At 74.7% G+C, this 16,156-nt stretch carries 15 protein-coding genes and 1 pseudogene; 8 read left to right on the forward strand and 8 right to left on the reverse strand.

Translation table 11 applies throughout. The features are described 5' to 3' along the window. Nucleotides 1-3: 3 nt before the first annotated feature. On the reverse strand, nt 4-1,179 hold the full coding sequence (locus ABD223_RS08135) for a cysteine desulfurase family protein (RefSeq protein ID WP_344035321.1): 1,176 nt from the start codon (nt 1,177-1,179) through the stop codon (nt 4-6). After that, entirely contained in the window at nt 1,179-2,549 is a 1,371-nt protein-coding gene (locus tag ABD223_RS08140) for an MFS transporter (protein ID WP_344035322.1), read from the reverse strand. Before ABD223_RS08140 ends, ABD223_RS08135 begins: the two co-directional genes overlap by 1 nt. Before the next feature lie 56 nt (nt 2,550-2,605). Between ABD223_RS08140 and ABD223_RS08145 the strand changes: the two are divergent. Together ABD223_RS08145 and ABD223_RS08150 are read left to right on the forward strand one after the other, a co-directional pair. Further along, nucleotides 2,606-3,055: pseudogene (locus ABD223_RS08145) on the forward strand (class I SAM-dependent methyltransferase); the annotation flags it as partial. 124 nt (nt 3,056-3,179) lie between these two features. Then, on the forward strand, nt 3,180-4,307 hold the full coding sequence (locus ABD223_RS08150; protein WP_344035323.1) for a glycosyltransferase: 1,128 nt from the start codon (nt 3,180-3,182) through the stop codon (nt 4,305-4,307). Between the two features lie 26 nt (nt 4,308-4,333). Here ABD223_RS08150 and ABD223_RS08155 read toward each other — a convergent pair whose 3' ends face one another. The 4 genes from ABD223_RS08155 to ABD223_RS08170 form a co-directional block, all read right to left on the reverse strand. Beyond that, nucleotides 4,334-5,236 carry a lysophospholipid acyltransferase family protein gene (locus ABD223_RS08155; protein WP_344035324.1) on the reverse strand — a complete coding sequence of 301 codons (903 nt, stop codon included), beginning with the start codon at nt 5,234-5,236 and terminating at the stop codon, nt 4,334-4,336. Further along, nucleotides 5,233-6,003, reverse strand: a complete 771-nt coding sequence (locus ABD223_RS08160) for a GNAT family N-acetyltransferase (RefSeq protein ID WP_344035325.1) — start codon at nt 6,001-6,003, stop codon at nt 5,233-5,235. The genes ABD223_RS08155 and ABD223_RS08160 overlap by 4 nt, the downstream gene beginning before the upstream one ends. A gap of 147 nt (nt 6,004-6,150) precedes the next feature. Next, entirely contained in the window at nt 6,151-7,110 is a 960-nt protein-coding gene (locus ABD223_RS08165) for an electron transfer flavoprotein subunit alpha/FixB family protein (RefSeq protein ID WP_344035327.1), read from the reverse strand. Nucleotides 7,111-7,124: 14 nt separating this feature from the next. Further along, nucleotides 7,125-7,907, reverse strand: a complete 783-nt coding sequence (locus ABD223_RS08170; RefSeq protein ID WP_344035328.1) for an electron transfer flavoprotein subunit beta/FixA family protein — start codon at nt 7,905-7,907, stop codon at nt 7,125-7,127. Between the two features lie 286 nt (nt 7,908-8,193). Here ABD223_RS08170 and ABD223_RS08175 point away from each other — a divergent pair, with 286 nt between their 5' ends. Further along, on the forward strand, nt 8,194-9,036 hold the full coding sequence (locus tag ABD223_RS08175; protein ID WP_344035330.1) for a DegV family protein: 843 nt from the start codon (nt 8,194-8,196) through the stop codon (nt 9,034-9,036). An 89-nt stretch (nt 9,037-9,125) separates the two neighbouring features. Further along, nucleotides 9,126-9,269, forward strand: coding sequence for a hypothetical protein (locus tag ABD223_RS08180; protein ID WP_344035331.1), 144 nt, complete (start codon nt 9,126-9,128; stop codon nt 9,267-9,269). A 78-nt stretch (nt 9,270-9,347) separates the two neighbouring features. Here the strand turns inward: ABD223_RS08180 and ABD223_RS08185 are convergent, their stop codons facing one another. Both ABD223_RS08185 and ABD223_RS08190 read right to left on the reverse strand, forming a co-directional pair. Beyond that, nucleotides 9,348-10,010, reverse strand: a complete 663-nt coding sequence (locus ABD223_RS08185) for a hypothetical protein (protein WP_344035332.1) — start codon at nt 10,008-10,010, stop codon at nt 9,348-9,350. Nucleotides 10,011-10,139: 129 nt separating this feature from the next. Further along, nucleotides 10,140-11,237: a coiled-coil domain-containing protein gene (locus ABD223_RS08190; protein WP_344035333.1), complete on the reverse strand. Its 1,098-nt coding sequence runs from the start codon at nt 11,235-11,237 to the stop codon at nt 10,140-10,142. 316 nt (nt 11,238-11,553) lie between these two features. Between ABD223_RS08190 and ABD223_RS08195 the strand changes: the two genes are divergently transcribed. The 4 genes from ABD223_RS08195 to ABD223_RS08210 all read left to right on the forward strand — a co-directional run bounded on the left by ABD223_RS08195 (nt 11,554) and on the right by ABD223_RS08210 (nt 16,129). Further along, nucleotides 11,554-12,300, forward strand: coding sequence for a class I SAM-dependent methyltransferase (locus ABD223_RS08195; protein WP_344035335.1), 747 nt, complete (start codon nt 11,554-11,556; stop codon nt 12,298-12,300). Beyond that, the gene (locus tag ABD223_RS08200; protein ID WP_344035336.1) at nt 12,297-13,844 is read left to right on the forward strand and encodes a 1,4-alpha-glucan branching protein domain-containing protein; all 1,548 of its coding nucleotides are present in this window, start codon (nt 12,297-12,299) and stop codon (nt 13,842-13,844) included. Before ABD223_RS08195 ends, ABD223_RS08200 begins: the two co-directional genes overlap by 4 nt. Continuing rightward, nucleotides 13,832-15,082 carry a glycosyltransferase family 4 protein gene (locus ABD223_RS08205; RefSeq protein ID WP_344035337.1) on the forward strand — a complete coding sequence of 417 codons (1,251 nt, stop codon included), beginning with the start codon at nt 13,832-13,834 and terminating at the stop codon, nt 15,080-15,082. The genes ABD223_RS08200 and ABD223_RS08205 overlap by 13 nt, the downstream gene beginning before the upstream one ends. 246 nt (nt 15,083-15,328) lie before the next feature. Next, complete coding sequence (locus tag ABD223_RS08210; RefSeq protein ID WP_344035338.1) at nt 15,329-16,129, forward strand: IclR family transcriptional regulator; 801 nt, start codon at nt 15,329-15,331, stop codon at nt 16,127-16,129. The last annotated feature ends 27 nt before the right edge of the window (nt 16,130-16,156 follow it).

Here is a 16,156-nt window from a genome sequence, read left to right on the forward strand (position 1 = left end):
CCGTCACACCTCCGCCTTCATCCGCTTCAGGCCCGCGATGCCCGCCGTGCGGGCGCGCTCGACCACCGGGCCGATCACCTCGACCAGCTCGTCCACCTCGGCGCGCGTCGACGTGTGCCCGAGGGAGAACCGCAGCGAGCCGCGCGCCGCCACCGGGTCGACGCCCATGGCCAGCAGCACGTGGCTGGCCTGCGCCACGCCCGCCGTGCACGCCGAGCCGGTCGAGCACTCGACGCCCTTGGCGTCCAGCAGCATCAGCAGGCTGTCGCCCTCGCAGCCCGGGAAGGTCAGGTGCGCGTTGCCGGGCAGCCGGTGCACCGGGTCGCCGTTCACCACCACGTCCGGCACCACCGCCCGCACCCGCTCGACCAGCTCGTCGCGCAGCGCGGCCAGCTCGGCCGCCGCGCGCGGCTGCCCGTCCACCGCGTGGCGCACGGCCGCCGCCAGGCCCGCGATCGCCGGCACGTCCAGCGTGCCCGAGCGCACCTCGCGCTCCTGCCCGCCGCCGTGCAGCAGGGGCGTGGCGGCCACGTCGCGGCCCAGCAGCAGCGCGCCGACGCCGTAGGGCCCGCCGATCTTGTGGCCGGTGACGGTGAGCGCCGAGGCGCCCGACGCGGCGAAGTCCAGCGGCACCGCGCCCAGGGCCTGGACCGCGTCGGTGTGGAACGGCACGCCGCGCGCCGCCGCCACCCGGGCCAGCTCGGGCACCGGGTTGATCGTGCCGACCTCGTTGTTCGCCCACATCACGGTGGCCAGGGCGACGTCGTCGCCCAGCACCTCGGCCAGCGCCTCCGGCTGGACCCGGCCGAGGTCGTCCGGCTCCAGCCAGGTGACCTCGGCGCCCTCGTGGTCGACCAGCCACTGCACCGCGTCCAGCACGGCGTGGTGCTCGACCGACGACGCCACGACCCGCTCGCGGCCGTTCGCGCGGCGGGACCAGTAGGCGCCCTTGACGGCGAGGTTGTCGCTCTCCGTGCCGCCGCTGGTGAAGATCACCTCGGAGGGGCGCGCGCCGAGCGCGTCGGCGATGTCCTCGCGGGCCTCCTCGACCGCGCGCCGCGCCCGCCGGCCCGAGGTGTGCAGCGAGGAGGCGTTGCCCGTGGTGGACAACGCCCTCGTCATCGCCTCGATCGCCTGCGGGAGCACCGGGGTCGTGGCGGCGTGGTCGAAGTAGGCCATCAGTCTCCCAGGGTAGCCGGGCGCAGCCGTCCGGCGAGCACCGCACCGAGCACCGCCACCCCCGCCATCAGCAGGTCGAACGGCAGCACGGCCGCCGTCGGCGCGTCGGCGGAGGCCACCGAGGCGATCAGCACCCCGCCCAGGCCGACCAGCAGCGCCGACCCGAGCATGTCGCTGATCTGGAGGGCCGCGGAGTTGAAACCCCGGTCGACGTCGGAGGACGCCGCCAGGGTGAGCACGCTCAGGCTCGACATCGCCAACCCCATCCCCGCGCCCGCGACCGCCCACAGGACCGGTGTCGCCCACGCCGGACCCCACTCCGGTGCGATGAGCGTCACCCCGGAAATACCCGCGGCGCTGAGCGCGAACCCCCAGCGGACGAACCGCTCGCGCGGGTGGTCCGGCCGGCGGGACTGCCACCAGGCGGCCGAGGACCAGCCGAGCGCGCTCAGGGTGAGCGGGATGCCGGCCGCGATCGCCGAGTAGCCGTGCACGGAGGTCAGGGTCAGCGGGATGAACGCCTCGACGGCGAAGAACGACCCGGCGAGCAGGCCGCGGGCCAGGATCGTCATGGGCAGGCCGGGGCGGGCGGTGAGCGTGCCCTTGGGCAGCAGGACCCGCAGGGACGGCACGAGCGCGACCAGGCCCGCCAGCCCGACCAGCAGGTTCAGCCCGCGCGGGTGCTGCGCGGCCCAGCTCAGCGCCGCGACGCCCGCGCCCGCGCCGAACGCCGCGAGCGGCAGGCCGCGACGGGTGTTGCGGTCGGGGTTGTGCGGTGGCAGGCCCCGCAGCACGGGCACCACCAGAAGCACCCCGAGCAGCACGAACGGCGCCAGGCCCAGGAACACCCAGCGCCAGCTCAACACCTCGGTCAGCCACCCGGACAACGCCGGGCCGACCAGCGAGGGCACCACCCACGCCGAGGCCAGCAGCCCGAACACGGCGGGCCGGTCGCGCTCCGGGTGGACCAGGGCGATCAGGACGTAGACCGCGACCACCTGCGCGCCGCCGCCCAGGCCCTGGAGCACGCGGCCGGCCAGCAGCAGGGTCATGTCCTGCGCGACGCCGGCGACGACGAGGCCGACCAGGAACAGGGCCGGGCCGATCAGCAGGGACGGGCGCGGGCCGCGCAGGTCGCTCAACCGGCCGGACAGCACGGTCGCCACCACGCTGGCGGCGAGGAAGGCCAGGAACGGCCAGGCGTACAGCTCCTCGCCGCCGAGCTCGGAGACCATGCGCGGCATGGCCGTGGAAACACCCATGTTCTCGAAGGCGAGGAGCGTGACGAGCAGCACCATGCCGATCGTCGGACCCCGCCGTTCGGCCGTCCAGAGGTTGCTCTTGCCGGTCGGGGGCCCCGTCGTCGTCACGGGCCAATGGTTCAACCTCCACCTCGGTGGAGGTCAAGGCGATGTGGCGCACACCGGCGCCGGCGCGGGTCGCCGACCTGGCCGCGCCGCTGCCCTACGCCGACGACGCGTTCGACGACGTCGTCGCCGCCCTGGTGCTGCACTACCTGGAGGACTGGACCGCGCCGCTGGCCGAGCTGCGGCGGGTGCTCAGGCCCGGCGGCAGGCTGATCCTGGCGGTCGACCACCCCGCCGCCTACAAGCTGGCCAACCCGGGAGCCGACTACTTCGCGACCGCCCGGTGGACCAGCGAGCACGCGTTCGGCGGGCAGAGGGCCGTGCTGGAGTGCCGGCACCGCCCGCTGCACGCGATGACCGACGCCTTCACCTCGGCCGGTTTCCGGATCTCGGTCATCAGCGAACCGCCGCCCGCGCCGGAAGCCCGCGAGCTGTTCCCCGACGAACTCGCGAACTTCCCCTCCGGTTCTTTCCCGTGCTTCCTGTTCTTCGTGCTGGAGGCCGTCTAGCCGCCGTGCCCGGCGCCCGCCGGCGTCCGGGTTCGCGGCGACGACCGGGGCTCGCCCGTGCGGTCGGGGGTCGGCGCCGAAAAGGGTTTGCGGGCCGTCGCGGGGCGGTGGATAGGTTGGCGCGGTGCGCGTGCTGTTCACCTTCGCGGGCGGGCTGGGTCACTTCCAGCCGTTGACGCCCTTCGCCGCGGCCGTGGCCGCCGCCGGTCACACCGTCGCGTTCGCGGCCGCCCCGGCCCTCCGGCGGGCGATCGAGGCGGCCGGGTTCACCGCGCTCGCGGTCGGCGAGGGCAACGGCGACGAGGTCCCGGAACGCCGGCCGCTGCCGGCGCCCGACCGGGAGCGGGAGGACCGCGACCTGCGTGACGGCTTCGTCCGGCGCGGAGCCGGCCGCAGCCTGCCGCTCTACCTGAAGCTGTTCGCGAAGTGGCGCCCGCACGTGGTGGTCTGCGAGGAGGTCGACTTCGGCAGCATGCTCGCGGCCGAGATGCTCGGGCTGCGCTACGCGAACGCCCAGGTCATCGCGTCCGGCGCGTTCGTGCGGCCCGCGGTGGTCGGGCCGGCCCTCGCCGAGCTGCGCGCCGAGTGGAACCTGCCGCCCGACCCCGACCTGGACATGCTGCACCGGCGCCTGCTGCTCTCGCCGTTCCCGCCGAGCTTCCGCGACCCGGCCTGCCCGCTGCCCGGCACCGCCTTCCCGATCCGCCCGCCGGTCGGCCCGTTGGCGCGGTCGGTGAAACCCACCGTCTACTTCACCCTGGGCACGGTGTTCAACACCGAGTCCGGCGACCTGTTCCACCGCGTCCTGGCCGGGCTGCGCGAGCTGCCGGTCGACGTGGTCGCCACGGTCGGCGAGCACGTCGACCCGGCCGAGCTGGGCGAGCAGCCGGCGAACGTGCGCGTCGCCCGCTACCTCCCGCAGGCCGAGGTGCTGCCGCACTGCGACCTGGTGGTCTCCCACGGCGGCTCGGGCAGCGTCATCGGGGCGCTGGCCCACGGCCTGCCCGTGGTGCTGCTGCCCCTGGGCGCGGACCAGCCGCACAACGCCGAGCAGTGCGCGCGGCTCGGCGTCGGGCGGGAGCTGGACCCGGTCGCCGCCACCCCGGGGGACGTGCGGGACGCGGTGGCGGCGGTGCTGGCGGACCCGGGTTGCCGGCGGGCCGCCGAGCGGGTGCGGGAGGAGGTGCTGGAGCTGCCCGAACCCGCCCGCGCGGTGCCGCTGCTGGAGCGGTTGACCACCAGCCGGCTCTGACACCCCGCGCCGACACGCGGGGTCGCTCAGGAGGCCGCGAACGTGGAACTCGGGGGTCCTGGGTGTTCGACACGGTCGACCCGGGTGTTCGACTCGCGGGGGTGGGTGGGCAGGGGGGTCGTGGTGAAGGTGGCGCGTTCGGACTCGTGCTGGGTCAGGGCGGCCAGGGCGCGGCGGGTCGCGGCGCGGCCCGGGGCGATCTCGGGCAGGACGTGCACCTCCACGACCAGGTCGCGGGCGCGCAGGACGCGGCGCACCGAGTCGACCAGCGTGTCGGAGCCGATGAACGCCGGGCGGGTGGTGGCGGCGCCGCCCTGGACGTAGCGCAGCACCACCGGCCGCACGGGCACGCCCGCGTCCAGCGCCGCCTGGAACAGCGCCGGCCGGTACCGGCCCGACGCCACGCCGCACCACGTGGTGCCCTCGGCGTGGATCCCGACGGCCGCGCCGTCGCGCAGGGCGGCGGCCAGCTCGGCGACCGTGCCGGGCAGTCGCGACAGCCGCTCGCGGTCCAGGTAGACGGTGCGGGCGGCGGTGATCAGGCGGCCGAGCACGGGCCAGTCGCGGATGTCCCGCTTGGCCACCAGCCGGATCGGTTGGACCGCGTCGATGGCCAGCTCGTCGAGCCAGGACACGTGGTTGGACACCACCAGCACCCCGCGCCCCGGCGTCGCCTGGAACACCGGCCCGACCGACCTCAGCCGCACCCCGAACGCGCCCAGCAGCACGCGGAACCACCGGCGCAGCAACGCCTCCCGCACCGCGCCCCGCGTCACCAGCGCCGCCGGCGCGACGAGCGCGCCGCACAGCAGCACGGTCAGCGCCGCGCACGCCCGCCACGCCGCCCGCAGCGGCCCCACCGACGGCGTCGACAGGTCCACGCACCCGTCGCCGCACGGCGAGGTGGGCATCCACGCGTGCGCGCTCACGCCGTCTCACCCAGGAAGAACTTCAGGTACCGCCGGTCCATCCGGTCCATGCGCATCAGCACGGGCAGGTCGGCCACGCCGAAGTCCGGGTCCAGGGCCGGCCGCCCGCACACCCACGCGCCCAGCCGCAGGTAGCCCTTCAGCAGCGGCGGCAGCACCGTCCGGTCGGGTCGCGCGACGGCGTCCACGTCCCACGGGACCAGCGGCTCCACCCGGTACTCGTCGGGCGCGTGGTGCTTGGCGCGCACCACGTCCCAGACGCCCGCCGCGAACGAGCCGCCGTCGTGCAGCGGCACCGAGGCGCACCCGATCAGCCACGCGTGCCCCGTGAGCAGCATGTAGCGGGTGAGCCCGGCCCACACCAGCGACACGACGGCGCCGTTGCGGTGGTCGGGGTGCACGCACGACCGGCCGGTCTCCACCAGCGAGGGCCGCAGCGGGTCCAGGCGGGACAGGTCGAACTCGGTCTCGGTGTACAGCTGACCGGACTCCGCGGCCCCGGCGGGCGGCAGCATCCGGTAGGTGCCGACGATCTCGCCGGTGCGGTCGTCGCGCACCACGAGGTGGTCGCAGAACTCGTCGAAGCGGTCCACGTCGAGGCCCGGCGCGGACGTGCGCAGGGTGGCGCCCATCTCCTCGGCGAACACCCGGTGCCGCAGCCGCTGGGCGGCCACGACCTCGTCGCCCTCGCGCGCGACCAGCAGGGAGTAGCGCGGCGCGTCGTTGGCGGCGTCACCGGTGCTGACAAGCAGTTGCGGCTGCGTCATGAGCACAGGGTGAACCGCGCCTCGCAACCGGGAGCAGGTCGTTTCGGTGACGCCTCGGTGAGTCCTCGGTTACGGCCGGGTGCGACCCCGGAACGGCCGGAGGGCCGCCCCGCTCGACGCGGGACGGCCCTCCGGGAACCGCGGGTGTCAGCCCTTGCGCTTGCTCACCTCGTCGGTGAGCTGCGGCGCGACCTTGAACAGGTCACCGACGACGCCGAAGTCGGCGATCTCGAAGATCGGCGCCTCCGCGTCCTTGTTGACCGCGATGATGGTCTTCGACGTCTGCATCCCCGCGCGGTGCTGGATCGCGCCGGAGATGCCCAGCGCGATGTACAGCTGCGGGGACACCGTCTTGCCGGTCTGCCCCACCTGGAACTGGTGCGGGTAGTAGCCGGAGTCGACGGCGGCGCGCGAGGCGCCCACCGCTGCGCCGAGGCTGTCGGCCAGCTTCTCGACGACGTCGAACTTCTCCGCGCTGCCGACGCCGCGACCGCCGGACACGACGACCGACGCCTCGGTCAGCTCCGGCCGGTCGCCGCCGACCACCGGCTCGCGGCCGGTGACGCGGGTGGCCTTCGCCCGGTCGGCGGCCGGCAGCTCGACGACCTGCTCGACCGCCTCGGCCGGCGCTTCCTCGGCCTCGACGCCGCCGGGGCGCACCGCGATGACCGGCGTGCCGCTGCTCACCTTCGACTTCACCGCGTAGGCGCCGCCGAAGATCGACTGCGTGGCGACGCCCTCGCCGTCGAGGTCGACGGCGTCGTAGAGCAGGCCGGAGCCCAGGCGCACGGCCAGCCGGCCCGCGACCTCCTTGCCCTCCAGCGTCGCCGAGACCAGCACGGCGGCCGGGGAGGCGGTGGCGACGACCGCGGCGAGCGCGTCGACCTTGGGCGTCACCAGGTAGTTGGCGGCGTCCTCGGACTCCACCGCGTACACCTTGGTCGCGCCGTAGTTGCCCAGCGACTCCCTCACTTTGCCCGCGGTGCCGGGCGATCCGACCACCACCGCGGCCGGGTCGCCGAGACGGCGCGCGGCGGATAGAAGCTCATAGGTGACCTTCTTGACCTCGCCGTCGACGTGGTCGACGAGGACCAGGACTTCAGACATGTGATTCCTCGCCTTCAGATGAGCTTCTGGCCGACCAGGTACTCGGCGATCTTCGAACCGCCGTCACCCGAGTCCTCGACGCGCTGACCCGCGCTGCGCGGCGGCTTCGGGGCCGCCTCCAGCACCTGCGACCACGACGCGCCCAGGCCGACCTCGCCCGCGTCCAGGCCCAGGTCGGCGACGGTGAGCGTGCTCACGGGCTTCTTCTTCGCCGCCATGATGCCCTTGAAGGAGGGGTAGCGCGGCTCGTTGATCTTCTCGTTCACGCTGACCACCGCGGGCAGGCTCGCCTCCAGGTGGGCCAGGCCCTCGTCGGTCTCGCGCTCGGCCTTGACCGTGCCGCCCTCGACGCTCAGCTTGCGGACCTGGGTCACCTGCGGCAGGCCCAGCAGTTCGGCCAGCATGGCGGGCACGGCGCCCGCGCGGCCGTCGGTGGCCTCGTTGCCCGCGATGACGAGGTCGAAGCCCTCGACCGTGCCGATGGCCTTGGCCAGCACCTTCGCGGTGGTGATCGCGTCGGAGCCGTGCAGCGCCGCGTCGGAGACGTGGATCGCCTTGTCCGCGCCCATGGACAGGGCCTTGCGGATGGCGTCGGTCGCGCGGTCGGGACCCATCGAGATGACGGTGACCTCGCCGCCGTGGGCTTCCTGGAGCAGCAGCGCCTCTTCGACGGCGCGCTCGTTGATCTCGTCCAGCACGGCGTCCGCCGAGTCGCGGTCGAGGGTGTGGTCGGTGTCGGTGAGCTTGCGCTCGGACCAGGTGTCGGGCACCTGCTTGACCAGGACGACGATGTTCATGGGTCCTCTTCGACCTCCTGCGGACGGGCGGCGACGTGCCGGGGCGACGGTTGGCGCCCGTCGCGGATTCTTCACTCGGTGCCCGTGACCCTGCCATGTCGTCGCCGCATTGGCACGGTGGTGTCTGCCACCCGGATGTTACCCGCCAGTAGCAGAGGTGCAAACCACAGCAAGCACCACGTGCGCGTGATGATGCTCACTGATCGGTTTTACGATATTCGCGGAATGTCGTCGCTGATCGCCGCAGCGTTACTGGGCCTCGTCCCATTGGGCTAGGTTCGGGCGCATGTACCGGCGCGTAGCGATTGTCACGGACTCCACCGCGTGCCTGCCGCCGCAGTTGACCGAGAAGCTCGGCATCACCGTGGCGCAGATCCGGGTGCGCATCGGGGACCGGGTCGACGAGGAGTGCCGCGTCCCCGTGACCGAACTGGTGGGAGCCCTGCGCGAGCAGCTCGACGTGACCACCGCGCCGCCCGACCCCGGCGCGTTCTTCTGGGCCTACTCCGACGCGGCCGCCTCGGGCGCGGAGGCGATCGTGTCCCTGCACGTGTCGACCGGGCTGTCGGAGACCGCGGGGGCGGCGCGGCAGGCCGCGGCGCAGGTGCGGGCGCCCGTCCACGTGGTGGACACCAAGACGTGCGGGATGAGCCTCGGGTACGCGGTCGTGGCCGCCGCCACGGCGGCCGCCGCGGGCGGCGACGTGAACCGGGTGCTGTCCGCCGCGCAGCGCACCGCCACCCGCAGCACCGAGCTGATCTACGTGGACACGCTGGAGCACCTGAAGCGGGGCGGCCGGGTCAGCCGGGCGACGGCGCTGCTCGGGTCGGCGCTGTCGGTGAAGCCGCTGCTGACCGTGGCGGACGGGCGGATCGCGCCGCTGGAGAAGGTGCTCGGCGCCGAGCGGGCGGTGCGCAAGCTGGTCGACCTCGCGGTGCGGCGGGCGGGCGGCGACGAGGTGGACATCGCGGTGGAGCACTTCGACGCCGCCGAGCGGGCCCGCGAGGTGCTGCGGTCGTTGCGGGACGAGCTGCCCCGCGTGCGGCGGTTCATGCTGACGCAGGTCAGTTCGGCCATAGGCGCGCACGTCGGGCCGGGCGCCGTGGGGGTGACCGTTTCGCCGGTTTAGGCCGGTTCGGAACTCCGCACCGGGTTTGGGCGTTGAACGGACGGGGAAGCTTGCCGGGGAGACACCCGGGCAGGGCAAGGAGGTGGGTCATGGCTTCGCTGTTCAACAAGATCGCGGCATTCGCCCGCAGCCCCCAGGGGCGGCGGCTGGTCGACCAGGCCAAGTTCGCGGCACGAGACCCCCACAAGCGCGCGAAGGCGCAAGAGGTGCTGCGGAAGTTCCGCAAGCGCTGACGGGGCGCACGACGACCGGTCGCACGTGGGCCGAGCACCCGTGATCGCGCGGCCCGGCGGGTTCCGCCGGGGTCTGCGCTACGGGTTCGGCCCGCGACGGGCGGCGTCGAAGGTGCGCAGGTAGCGCTGCCGGAACTCGGTCGCGTCCGGAAGCGGGAACGACGAGGACGGCGGTTCGGCCGTCGCAGGTTCAGTGGTGGGTGCCGGCGGCTCCGGCCCGGTGACGGGTGCGGGGTGCGCCGGCATTGCCATGCCCGAGGACTGGTCGGGCGGGAGCTGGTCGGGCACGGGCCGGTCGGGCGAGCGCTCGTCGGGCGGGGGCCCGTCGGACGCCGGTTCCGCGTGGACCGGCTCGGCCCGCGACGGTTCCGGCGGTTCCAGCGGTTCCGGCGGGTCGGGCACCACGCTCATCCGGCGGACCCCGGCCCGCTCGACCGGCTCCGCGGGTTCCAGGTCGGGCACCAGCACCAGCACCGGCCGGGCCGGTTCCGACGCGGGCAGCGCGGCCGGGAGGCCCATCACCGGGTTGCGGTGGATCGGTTTGCCCACGTAGTCCCAGGGCGGCCACCGCACCTCCTCCGGCGGCTCCTCCGGCGACTCCGGCGGCTCCTCCGCGATCGGCGGCGGAGCGGGTTCGACGGCGGGCGCGGGTGGCGGCTCGCGGCGGAGCATGACCGCCGTCAGCACGCACCCCGCCGCGAACGACAGGGCGCACAACCCGAACGTGATCGCACCGGACATTCAGCGCACCCCCTTACCCGACGAGCACCTCGGCTCGCGGCCCGCCGCCCACCGACGGGCCGCGCACCGACTCCACCCACCGCGCGGCGACCGCCGCCGGCGGCAGGGCGGCGAACTGCCTCGGGACCGTCAAGCTCCCACCCGCCGGTCCGCCGAACCCTTCCCCGCGCGCTCGTCGAGCACCTGGCCGTCGAGCACCTGGCCGTCCAGCGCCTGCCCGTCACGGGACTGCGCGTCGAGCGCCTGCCCGTCCCGCACCTGGCCCACGGCCGCGTCCGCCTGCTCGGCGGTCGCCTGCTCCGGGATCAGGCTCGGCACGCGACCCACCGCCTCCTCCAAGGCCTCCCGCGACGCGGCCAGCTGGTCGGCCACCACCCGGCGCAGCTCCTGGAGCTGGTCGGTCCGCCGCTGGACCTCGTCGATGCGCCGGCGCGCCTCCCGGGCGGCCAGCTTGATCAGGAACGCCGCCCGGCCCTTGGCCAGCTCCTCCTGCTCGGCGAAGTGCTGCTCGGCCTCGTGCCGGCGGCGGTTCATGGTCAGCTCGAAGAAGTTCTGCACCTTGGCGCGCTTGGCGTCCGCCTCCGCCTCCAGCCGGCGGCACCGCTCGGCGGTCTCGTGCAGCAGCCGGTCCCCGGCCTCCCGCGCCCGCACCGCGGCGGCGTCGCACTCGGCCTCGACCTCCTCGACGCGCGCCTTCAGGTGCGCCTCGACCTCCACGCGGTGGCGCTCCGCGGAGATCTCGCGCTGGTCCACCTCCGCGGCCCGCCGGTTGGAGACCTCGCGCTGCTCGCGGGCGTACGCGTCGGCCTCGTCGCATCTCTCGGCGATCCGGGCCTCCACCTCGCGCACCCGCTCGGCCAGCTCGACCCGGGTGCGCTCCCGCAGCGACTCGACCTCGCGCTCGGCGTTGAGCCGCAGCTCGTTGGCCTCGTCCTCGGCCATCACCAGCATCCGGTGCATCCGCTCGGTGGCGCCGGCCGTCGTGCCGGGCGACCGCTCCAGCCGCTCGACCCGCGTCCGCGCCTCCTCCAGGTCGTGCCTGGTCATCTCCAGCAGCTTGCGCAGGTCCGTCGCCTGGGCCAGTGCCTCGTTGCGGTCGAGGCACGCGTACTTGAGCTGCTCCTCCAGGTTCTCCAGGTGCTCGATCACCTGTTTGCGGTGGAAACCTCGGTAGACGACGTCGAAACCCGCGTGCAGCGGAACGATCTCCGGTTCTTTCGCACCCATGGCGGCCCCACTCGTTCGCGAAGATTGGCCGAGAGTACCGATCACCCGGCACCCCATCCAGCACATGACCAGCTCGGACTACCCCGCCGACACCGGGCCGATGCGCGCCGGATCAGGACAAACACCATCGTGGGAGATCAACCCGAGAAGGGCCGAGGTCACTCGATGGTGTTACTTTGCGAAAAGGAGCGCGCAGCGTGGGAGTTCCCCGTTCCACCAACACACCGTAATCAATAGAAAAACTTCGCCCGAATTAGTGACAACTCAGCGGACGGGCGCTGCCTACCCGCGAGTAACGAGCAACTAGGCTGGTCGGGTGACCGTCGAGCCGCTGCCCCTCACCGGTGAGCGCACCGTGCCCGGGATCGTCGAGGAGAACTACTGGTTCAGGCGCCACGAGGCGGCGTACCTGGACCTGGTGCGGCACTGCGCCGGCCTGGTGGTGCTGGAGGCGGGGTGCGGCGAGGGCTACGGCGCCGCGCTGATCGCCGGCCGGGCCGCGCGGGTCGTCGCGCTCGACTACGACGAGGCGACCGCCGCGCACGTCGGCCGCGCCTACCCGGAGCTGGCCGCGGTGCGCGGCAACCTCGCGGCGCTGCCGGTGCGGGACGCGGGCGTGGACGTGGTGGCCAACCTCCAGGTCATCGAGCACCTGTGGGACCAGGAGGGCTTCCTGGCCGAGTGCGCGCGGGTGCTGCGGCCCGGCGGGCGGCTGCTGGTCACCACGCCGAACCGGATCACCTTCTCCCCCGGCCGCGACGCGCCGCTCAACCCGTTCCACACCCGCGAGCTGGCGCCGGAGGAGCTGCGCGGGCTGCTGGTCGGCGCGGGCCTGGAGGTCGAGCTGCTCGCCGGGCTGCGGCACGGGCCCGCGCTGCGCGCGCTGGACGGCGCGTTCGGCGGGTCGATCATCGACGCGCAGGTCGCGGTGGCGCTGGGCGGCGGCGAGTGGCCCGCCGACCTGCTGGCGGCCGTGGCGTCGGTGCGCAGCGAGGACTTCGAGATCACCACCGAGGACCTGGACGCCTCGCTCGACCTGGTGGCCGTGGCGGTGCGGCCGTGACCACGTCGAACACCGGGGGCGAGACGGGCGCGGAGGGCGCGTTCTGCCTGGTCCTGCACAGCCACCTGCCGTGGCTCGCGCACCACGGCGCGTGGCCGGTCGGCGAGGAGTGGCTGTACCAGGCGTGGGCGCACTCGTACCTGCCCGTGGTGGACCTGCTGGAGCGGTTCGCCGCCGAGGGCCGCGAGGACGTGCTGACGCTCGGCGTCACGCCGGTCCTGGCCGCGCAGCTCGACGACCCGTACTGCCTGCGCGGCCTGCACGACTGGCTGGGCGACTGGCAGCTGCGGGCGCACGGGGCCGCCGACCGGCTGCCCGACCTGGCCGCGCGCGAGCACCGCGGCTCGGCGTGGGCGCTGGAGCGGTTCGAGTCGCGGTGGCGGCACGGCTTCTCGCCCGTGCTGCGCCCCCTCGTCGACTCGCGGGTGGTCGAGCTGCTCGGCGGCCCGGCCGCGCACCCGTTCCAGCCGCTGCTGGACCCGCGGCTGCGGGCGTTCTCGCTGCGCACCGGGCTGGCCGACACCGCGCACCGGATCGGCTCGACGCCCGAGGGCATCTGGGCGCCGGAGTGCGCGTACGCGCCCGGCCTGGAGCGCGACTACGCGCGGGCGGGCGTGCGGCGGTTCCTGGTGGACGGTCCGGCGCTGCACGGCGACACCTCCGCGGGCCGGCCGGTGGGCGACTCGGGCGTGGTGTGCTTCGGGCGGGACCTGGAGGTGTCCTACCGGGTGTGGTCGCCGAAGGTCGGCTACCCGGGCGACCCGGCGTACCGGGACTTCCACACCTACGACCACCCCAGCGGGCTCAAGCCGTCCCGGGTGACCGGCAAGAACGTGGCGCCCCAGGACAAGCGGCCGTACGACCCGGCGCAGGCCGCGGAGGCCGTGCGGCGGCACGCGGCCGACTTCGTGGGCACCGTCGTGGCGCGGCTGCGGGCGTTGAAGGAGCGGCACGGCCGGCCGTCGCTGGTCGTCGCCGCGTACGACACCGAGCTGTACGGGCACTGGTGGCACGAGGGCCCGGCGTGGCTGGAGGCCGTGCTGCGGGCGCTGCCCGAGGCCGGGGTGCGGGTGACGACGCTGCGCGGCGCGGTCGAGGCGGGGCACGTCGGCGCGCCGGTGGAGCTGCCGCCGTCGTCGTGGGGCTCGGGCAAGGACTGGCGCGTGTGGAACGGGCCGCAGGTCGCCGACGTCGTGCGGGGCAACGAGCAGGTCCAGCGGGAGCTGCTGGCGCTGGACCTGTCCGGTCCGGTGCGCTCGCCGGTGGCCGACCAGGCGGTGCGGGAGGCGTTGCTGGCGCTGTCCAGCGACTGGGCGTTCATGGTCACCAAGGACTCGGCCGCGGACTACGCCCGGTACCGGGCCAAGGCGCACGCGGACCGGTTCGCCGAGCTGGCGGCGCTGCTGCGGGCCGGGCGCGGCGCGGACCGGACCGGGCGCGGCGCGGTCCGGGCCGCCGAGCTGCGGCGGGTCGACGGGCCGTTCGGGCACCTGGACGCCCGGGGTGTGGCCGGCGGTTGGGAGGATGGGCCATGCGCGTGCTGATGGTGTCGTGGGAGTACCCGCCGGTCGTCGTGGGCGGGCTGGGCAGGCACGTGCACGCGCTGGCCACGGGCCTGGCCGCGCAGGGGCACGACGTGGTCGTGCTGTGCCGGCAGCCCACCGGGACCGACGCGGTGACGCACCCGACGTCCGACGAGCCGGTGGAGGGCGTGCGGCTGGTGCGCGTGGCCGAGGACCCGGCGCACCTGGTGTTCGAGCGGGACCTGGTGGCGTGGACGCTGGCCATGGGGCACGCGATGACGCGCGCGGGCCTGGCGCTGCTGCGCGACTGGCGGCCGGACGTGGTCCACGCGCACGACTGGCTGGTGACGCACGCGGCGGTCGCGCTGGCCGGGGCGGCGGGCGCGCCGCTGGTGGCGACCGTGCACGCGACCGAGGCCGGTCGGCACGGCGGGTGGCTGTCGCAGCCGCTGAACCAGCAGGTGCACTCGGTGGAGTGGTGGCTGGCGAACCGGGCCGACTCGCTGATCACGTGCTCGGCGGCGATGCGCGCGGAGGTGGCGCACCTGTTCGAGGTGGACCCGGGCGCGATCACCGTGCTGCACAACGGGATCGAGCCGCGGCGGTGGCGCGTGCGGGCGGCGGACGTGGCGGCGGCGCGGGCGGAGCACAGCCCGGCCGGCGAGCCGCTGCTGCTGTTCTTCGGGCGGCTGGAGTGGGAGAAGGGCGTGCAGGACCTGATCGCCGCCCTGCCCCGGGTCCGGCGGTCGCGGCCGGGGGCGCGGCTGGTGGTGGCGGGCTCCGGGACGCACCGGGACTGGCTGGCGGAGCAGGCGCGCAAGCACCGGGTGCGGCGGGCGGTGTCGTTCGCGGGGCACCTGCCGGACCGGTCGCTGGCGGCGCTGCTGGCGGCGGCGGACGCGGTGGTGCTGCCGTCCAGGTACGAGCCGTTCGGGATCGTGGCGCTGGAGGCGGCCGCGGCGGGCGCGCCCCTGGTCGCCTCCACCGCGGGCGGGCTGGGCGAGGTCGTGGTGGACGGCGTGACGGGGCTGTCGTTCGCGCCGGGCGACGTGGACGGGCTGGCGCGGGCGGTCCGCTCGGTGCTGGACGACCGGCCGGCGGCGGCGCGGCGGGCCCGGGCGGCGAAGGCCCGGTTGGCGACGGACTTCGACTGGGCGACGATCGCCCGGGACACGGCGGAGGTCTACCGGGCGGCGCGGGTGCGGGCCCGCGAGCCGCTGGGGCGGCCGAAGATCGCGACGGGCAACGCGTTCCTGTAGGTGCGCGCGGACCGGGCGCGCGGCAGGCCGGTTTCCCGTCGCCGACCCGGCCCACCGGGGCGCGACGGCGGTTCCGTTGAGCGGAACCAGGGCGTGGATCGGCGTCCGGGCACCCGGTTGGATCGTGGTTCCACCAGCGCCGCCCGGAGGTCTTCCCGCCGAACGGAACCGAGGTCTGTGCCTACTCGCGCGTCGCGAGGATCCTCCGGCGGCGACACGGACCACTGATCCGGAGGACGGACGGGGATGGGCAACGGGGGAAACGGCCGCTCGGTCACCTCGCGCGCGCTGGACCTGCTCGGCGCGTTCGACGTCGAGCACCCGACGCTGACGCTGAGCGAGCTGGCCGCGCGGTGCGACATGCCGATGGCCACGGCGCACCGGCTGGTCGGCGAGCTGGAGGCGTGGCGGGCGCTGGAGCGCAACGCGGACAACCGCTACCAGGTCGGCCTGCGGCTGTGGGAGATCGGCCTGCTGTCGCCCGTGCCGCGCCGGCTGCGGGAGATCGCGCTGCCGTTCATGCAGGACCTCTACGAGCGCAGCAAGGAGAACATCCACTTCGCGGTGCGCAAGGGCCACGACGCGCTCTACATCGCCAAGCTCACCGGCCACAAGGCCGTGCCGATCACCTCGCGCGAGGGCGCCCGGCTGCCCATGCACCCGACCGGCGTCGGCAAGGCGCTGCTGGCGTTCGCGAGCGAGGAGTTCATCGAGACCTACTGCGCGCGGCCGCTGGCGCGGTGCACCCGGCACACCATCGTCGAGCCGGGCAGGCTGCGCCGGGAGCTGGCCCTCACCCGCGCCCGCGGCTACGCGCTGACCAACGAGGAGATGACGCCCGGGTCGTGCTCGGTGGCCGTCCCGGTGTTCGACGCCGACGGGCGGGTCGAGGCGGCGCTCGGCGTGGTCGTGCACAGCGCGCGCGCCAACCTCACCCGCTACGTGACCGACCTCGAGTCGGAAGCCGCCAAGATCGCCCAGGCCATGAACGAGCACCGCGCGGACCCGTACCCGGGTTTCGTGCACGACCTGCCGGACGAGGTGTAGCCGCGCCCTGGGACCAACTGCCCGCGT

It is taken from the genome of Saccharothrix xinjiangensis (genome assembly GCF_039527585.1).
In the GTDB taxonomy this organism is placed as follows: domain Bacteria; phylum Actinomycetota; class Actinomycetes; order Mycobacteriales; family Pseudonocardiaceae; genus Actinosynnema; species Actinosynnema xinjiangensis.

Bases quoted from the DNA above. Each gene is read 5' to 3' on its own strand.
- ABD223_RS08205 (WP_344035337.1), top strand. From the start codon at position 13,832: ATGCGCGTGCTGATGGTGTCGTGGGAGTACCCGCCGGTCGTCGTGGGC.
- ABD223_RS08165 (WP_344035327.1), bottom strand. From the start codon at position 7,110: ATGTCTGAAGTCCTGGTCCTCGTCGACCACGTCGACGGCGAGGTCAAG.
- ABD223_RS08135 (WP_344035321.1), bottom strand. From the start codon at position 1,179: ATGGCCTACTTCGACCACGCCGCCACGACCCCGGTGCTCCCGCAGGCG.
- ABD223_RS08170 (WP_344035328.1), bottom strand. From the start codon at position 7,907: ATGAACATCGTCGTCCTGGTCAAGCAGGTGCCCGACACCTGGTCCGAG.
- ABD223_RS08180 (WP_344035331.1), top strand. From the start codon at position 9,126: ATGGCTTCGCTGTTCAACAAGATCGCGGCATTCGCCCGCAGCCCCCAG.
- ABD223_RS08185 (WP_344035332.1), bottom strand. From the start codon at position 10,010: ATGTCCGGTGCGATCACGTTCGGGTTGTGCGCCCTGTCGTTCGCGGCG.
- ABD223_RS08190 (WP_344035333.1), bottom strand. From the start codon at position 11,237: ATGGGTGCGAAAGAACCGGAGATCGTTCCGCTGCACGCGGGTTTCGAC.
- ABD223_RS08160 (WP_344035325.1), bottom strand. From the start codon at position 6,003: ATGACGCAGCCGCAACTGCTTGTCAGCACCGGTGACGCCGCCAACGAC.
- ABD223_RS08210 (WP_344035338.1), top strand. From the start codon at position 15,329: ATGGGCAACGGGGGAAACGGCCGCTCGGTCACCTCGCGCGCGCTGGAC.
- ABD223_RS08175 (WP_344035330.1), top strand. From the start codon at position 8,194: ATGTACCGGCGCGTAGCGATTGTCACGGACTCCACCGCGTGCCTGCCG.